Annotated in this window: 5 protein-coding genes; 2 read left to right on the plus strand and 3 right to left on the minus strand. The window is 60.2% G+C overall.

Going from position 1 to position 5,350, the window contains the following annotated elements; all coding sequences use genetic code 11:
* Both A3754_RS18850 and A3754_RS18855 read left to right on the plus strand, forming a co-directional pair.
* The coding region (locus tag A3754_RS18850) for an oxygenase MpaB family protein (protein WP_156497087.1) at window positions 1-616 on the plus strand (616 nt) is incomplete at its 5' end.
* Window positions 617-655: 39 nt separating this feature from the next.
* Window positions 656-1,522: an SDR family oxidoreductase gene (locus tag A3754_RS18855; RefSeq protein ID WP_063520931.1), complete on the plus strand. Its 867-nt coding sequence runs from the start codon at window positions 656-658 to the stop codon at window positions 1,520-1,522.
* Between the two features lie 434 nt (window positions 1,523-1,956).
* Here A3754_RS18855 and A3754_RS18860 read toward each other — a convergent pair whose 3' ends face one another.
* From A3754_RS18860 to acnA, 3 genes are all read right to left on the minus strand, one after another.
* Window positions 1,957-2,565, minus strand: a complete 609-nt coding sequence (locus A3754_RS18860; protein ID WP_063520932.1) for a GNAT family N-acetyltransferase — start codon at window positions 2,563-2,565, stop codon at window positions 1,957-1,959.
* Window positions 2,562-2,858 (minus strand): hypothetical protein, encoded by a 297-nt coding sequence (locus A3754_RS18865; protein WP_063520933.1) that lies wholly within the window; start codon window positions 2,856-2,858, stop codon window positions 2,562-2,564. Before A3754_RS18865 ends, A3754_RS18860 begins: the two co-directional genes overlap by 4 nt.
* 339 nt (window positions 2,859-3,197) lie before the next feature.
* Window positions 3,198-5,350: aconitate hydratase AcnA (gene acnA / locus A3754_RS18870; protein WP_063520934.1), on the minus strand; the 2,153-nt coding region annotated here is incomplete at its 5' end.

A 5,350-nucleotide genomic window follows, 5' to 3' on the forward strand; every position in this document is an offset into this window, starting at 1 on the left:
GTGGGATGTGGCGCAGTGGGGCTTACCCCTGAGTCAGGTGGATATGGTGGCCACTTATCTGGGGTTCTGCGTGGTGATGCTGGGCGGCCTGCGCAAGATGGGGGTGCCGGTGACGCCGCGGGAATCCCGTGCGGTGATGCACCTGTGGAAATACGCCTGCTGGCTGATGGGCGTGGACGAAAAGTGGCTGGTGGATCGCGAGCAGGACGGCATTGTGTTGCTGCACCACACCTTGATGACCCAGAGCCAGCCGGACTGGACCAGCCAGGAGCTGGGCAAGGCCCTGGCTCAAGAACCGCTGGAGCGTCATTTCCGCCGATTTGAATCCCTGCAGCGCAAGCTTGCCTACCAGAAACATCTGAGTGTCAGCCGTTACTTTCTGAGCCGCGACAAGATGGCCCAGCTGGGGTTGCCGGAATCGGTATCGGCCTGGTACCCGCTGGCCACGCTGTTGCCGCGGTTGCTCTCGTTCAGTGGCCAGCACTATGTTCCGGGGCTGCGCCAATGGCAGCAACAAAGAGGACGTAACGCCCAACGCAAGGTGCTGGGGCAAATGTTCGGCGACGCGAAACAGGATCTTATCCGGCCGGGCGTCAATCACCCTGGCCATGCCTGAGAACGGCGGCTCAACCGATCAGCAATAAAGGAAAACAGAATGACTGAAGTGAACACGAAAACCGTTTTTATCACCGGTGCGTCCTCCGGCATTGGCTATGCCACGGCACGGTTGTTTCAGGACAAGGGCTGGAATGTGGTCGCAACCCTGCGCAAGCCGGAACAGGCCGAAGCACTGGCTGCCTTGCCTCGGGTGTTGTGCCTGCCACTGGATGTTAATGATCGGGCCAGCATTCATGCGGCGGTTGAAAAGGCCATTGCGCATTTTGGCGCTATCGATGTGCTGGTGAACAATGCGGGGTATGGCCTGATGGGCGCGTTTGAAACCCTGGACGAAGCCCAGATCATTCGTCAGTTCGATACCAATGTGTTCGGCCTGATGGAAACGTGCCGGGCCGTGTTGCCGCATTTTCGCGAACGAAAAAGCGGCGCGCTGGTGAATGTGGCCAGCATGGTTGGGCGCGTACCGTTGCCGCTTTACAGTGTTTACAACGCCAGTAAATGGGCGGTGGAAGGGTTCACCGAGGGGCTGGTGTATGAGCTGTGTCCGTTGGGTATCGGGGTGAAAATCATTGAGCCGGGGGCGGTGAATACGGCGTTCTTCGGTCGCTCGGCGGACCGGGATAACCGCACGGGCGTAAAGACCTACGATGAGTATTCCAAGGCTCAGTTCGGGGTTATGGACAAGACCGGGCCGGGTGGCTCTACCCCGGAAGATGCCGCGAAGGTGATCTACAAGGCGGCTAACGATCCCGGTAAACGTCTGCGTTATAGCGTGGGCGCGGATGCACGCATGTTGTTGCTGGCACGTTGGCTGCTGCCCGAAACATGGTTCCGCACCATGATTCGCATGAGCCTGTCGGAAAAGGCGTTCAACAGTGTCGGGAAATTGCTGTACAAGTCCTGAATCGCATATACGCTCTGGTGGCGTGTCGTGTTGCATGCAGCGTGAAGCGTGTGGCGGCCGCAGAGCGGCAAAAAAAAATGGCCGTCGGGGGGACGGCCTTAAGGGGGGAATCAACGGGCTTTTTGAGCCCGGGGGTATAACCACAGAGTGAGCGCAATGTGATTGGGTGGCTGAAGCGATTTTCTCTTCAGCGATGGAACAAGTGTAGGGGGAGTCTGCCGACCAACCCACGGGAATGGCTCGACCGGTTTGATCAGATTAATTGATCAATGGGCGAAGCAGGGAGGTTCCGGGCACGCTCCGGTAATTCGTGTTACCCAGAACGCATGGAGCCCGGGCTTTCAGATTTTGAATGAAAGCGTCAGTGGTCGGGCTCCCGGCGCGCAGCGGTTGCCCGTGTTGCGCTCTGGGTGAGGCGTGTTGTGGTTCTTGATTCAGACCAGTGACTTGCGCATGTGGTGCCGGGGCAGGCGCACGCCATCGCGTTCGGCTTCTTCCTGACCTTCACTGGTAAACCCCATGAAATGGAAAAAGTCGTGGGCCGTGAGGCTGGCGTGGGCGTTGAGTTCGGTGATGCCTTCCACCCGCGCGCCGTCTTCCAGGTGTTGGTAGAGCAGGGTGGCAATGCCCACGCGGCTGGCATCCGGGTGTACGAAGACCATGTTGATATAACCATTGACGCGATGGGCAAAACCCACCAGCGCGTCGTCCCATTCGGCGACCACGGCTTCCCCTTCACTGAGGGCGGAAATCAGGCTTTCGTGGCTTTGTGCGCGGCTCCAGGCATCCCGTTGTTGCTGGTCGTATTGGTCGGCGGTGCTGATCTGGATGGCCTCGCGGAATACGCCCAGCAGCTCACCCAGGTCCGTGCTTTCCAGTGGACGAATCTGGAAAGGCAGAAACAGAGCGAGAGGATCGTCAACCGTGTCGGGGGGATCCTGGGCGGCGTCGGCTGGAGTGGACGGTTCCGGTGTGGCCGCTGCGGCGGGCGCAGTGGGCCGGTGGGTGCGACGGAACAAGCGTTGTAGCCATTGCCCAATCATGGCTGCGTGCCTGCCGGGCTGGTGGGGGCGGATGCTTTCTCCGAGGCTTTCATCGCCTTGATCTGGGCGCGCAGGGCGTCCAGATACTGCTCTTGTTGTTCCAGCAGTTCGCGGGTGGTTTGCTGTTGAGCTTCCAGCTCGCTGGCTCGCGCTTCCAGCTCCTGTTGTTCACGCAGGCGGGCATCGCGTTGTTCTGCGCTGAGCAGATCCGCGTCACTGGTTTGCGATTGGGCCATGGCAGGGTTGGCCAGGCTGCCCAGTACGCAGAGACTAAGAGTGAAAACGATACGCACGGAGTTCCCCGAAACCCGGTGTGGAAGATAACCAGCATAGCAAAAACCGGGCGAGGGGTGCTACGAGCTACGAGCTACGAAAAATAGATAGAGGAAGTTGGGAAAGTTCCCGCTCTATTGAGGTCTGTTACGTTGCGTATGTCGACAACTGGGGGGGAGGGGCACGCCAGATGTCGGATTACGCCTTAGGCTAATGCGACCTACGATGGGTGACAAAAATACAGAAGGCCGCGTCCGTTTCCGGGCGCGGCCTCTTGGGTTAGGGCAGGCAACACGGTTTGCCCGCGTTATTGCCTGTTAGCGGGCTGCGTGTTGCATGAAGCGTGCAGCGTCTCTCGTCTACTGCATCATCTGCCGCAGCACATAATGGAGGATGCCGCCGTTTTTGTAGTACTCCACTTCCGCTGCAGTATCCAGGCGGGAAATGGCATCGACTTTTTGTTCCTTGCCATCGCGGCGGAACACCACGGTGACGGTGTCGCCCGGTTTCAGATTGTTGTCCAGATCCGGGATGTCCACCTCTTCACTACCGTCCAGGTTCAGCGTCTTGCGGTCGGTGCCTTCCGGGAATTGCAGCGGCAGCACGCCCATGCCGATCAGGTTGGAACGGTGAATCCGTTCGTAGCTCTCGGCGATCACTGCCTTGGCGCCCAGCAGGTTGGTGCCCTTGGCGGCCCAGTCGCGGCTGGAGCCGGTGCCGTATTCCTTGCCGGCGACAACTACGGTGGGAATGCCGTCTTTCTGATAACGCATGGCCGCGCCGTAGATGGAAATTTCCTCGCCTTCAGGCAGGTGCCTGGTGAAGCCGCCTTCGATGTCCGGGGTCATTTCGTTACGGATACGGATGTTGGCGAAGGTGCCGCGCATCATCACTTCGTGGTTCCCCCGGCGTGAGCCGTAGGAGTTGAAGTCGATGGGCTCCACATCGTGCCCCTGCAGGTAATGGCCGGCGGGGGAATCCGCCTTGATGGCCCCGGCCGGGGAAATGTGGTCGGTGGTGATGGAGTCACCTAACATTGCCAGGATGCGCGCGTTTTTCACCGGTTGTACATCGTCCATCTCGGCGGTGAGGCCGTCGAAGAAGGGCGGGTTCTGGATGTAGGTGGAGCTGCTGTCCCAGTCGTAGGTTTGTGAATCCGGAATGGGCAGGCTCTGCCAGATTTCATCCCCTTCGAACACGCTGGCGTATTGGCTGCGGAACATGTCGTCGTTGATTTTCACCAGCTCGGCCTGAATTTCATCGGAGCTGGGCCAGATGTCTTTCAGGTAGACCGCGTTGCCGTCCTTGTCCTTGCCGATGGGGTCGGAATCCAGGTCGATCTTCACGGTGCCGGCCAGGGCATAGGCCACCACCAGCGGCGGTGAGGCCAGCCAGTTGGTGCGCACGCTCTGGTGTACCCGGCCTTCGAAATTACGGTTACCGGACAGCACCGAGGCCACCACCAGGTCGCCGTCGGAAATGGCCTTGTCGATTTCCGGTGGCAGCGGCCCGGAGTTGCCGATGCAGGTGGTGCAGCCATAGCCCACCAAATCGAAGCCGATATCGTTTAGCGGTTTTTGCAGGCCGGTCACATCAAGGTAATCGGTGACCACCTTGGAGCCGGGGGCCAGCGAGGTCTTCACCCAAGGCTTGCGATTCATGCCTTTTTCGGCGGCTTTTTTGGCCACCAGGCCGGCGGCCAGCATAACGCTGGGGTTGGAAGTGTTGGTGCAGGAGGTAATGGCGGCAATCACCACGTCGCCGTGGCTCATGTGATGTTTCTTGCCGTCGATGACCACCGGCACATCGCCACCGCTGGGTTCGTGGTTGCCCACGGCGGTCTGACCACCTTCGCCTTCCAGCTTGCTGATTTCCTCGTCATTGAGTTTCAGCGTGTCGGTGACCACGTCGATAAAGGTGCGTTTCACCGCGGTGAGCGGCACCCGGTCCTGCGGGCGTTTGGGGCCAGCCAGGCTGGGCACCACATCGTTCAGGTCCAGCTCCAGCACGTCGGTGAATTCCGGGTCCGGGTCGCTGCTGGAGCGCCACAGGCCCTGCGCCTTGCAGTACGCTTCCACCAGCGCAATGGTGTCGTCGTCGCGGCCGGACAGTTTCATGTACTCGGTGGTGCGTTCATCGATGGGGAAGAAGCCGCAGGTGGCGCCATACTCCGGCGCCATGTTGGCGATGGTGGCGCGGTCGGCCAAGGTCAGGTCAGCCAGGCCGTCACCGAAAAATTCCACGAACTTGCCCACCACGCCCCGGCGGCGCAGCATTTCGGTGACGGTCAGCACCAGGTCAGTGGCGGTGATGCCTTCACGCAGCTTGCCGGTGATCTTGAAGCCGATCACTTCGGGAATCAGCATGGCGATGGGCTGGCCAAGCATGGCGGCTTCCGCTTCGATCCCGCCCACGCCCCAGCCCAGTACGCCCAGGCCGTTGATCATGGTGGTGTGGGAATCGGTGCCCACCAGGGTGTCCGGGTAGGCATAGGTGTTGCCGTCCTCGGATT

Source organism: Alcanivorax sp. HI0083 (assembly GCF_001635175.1).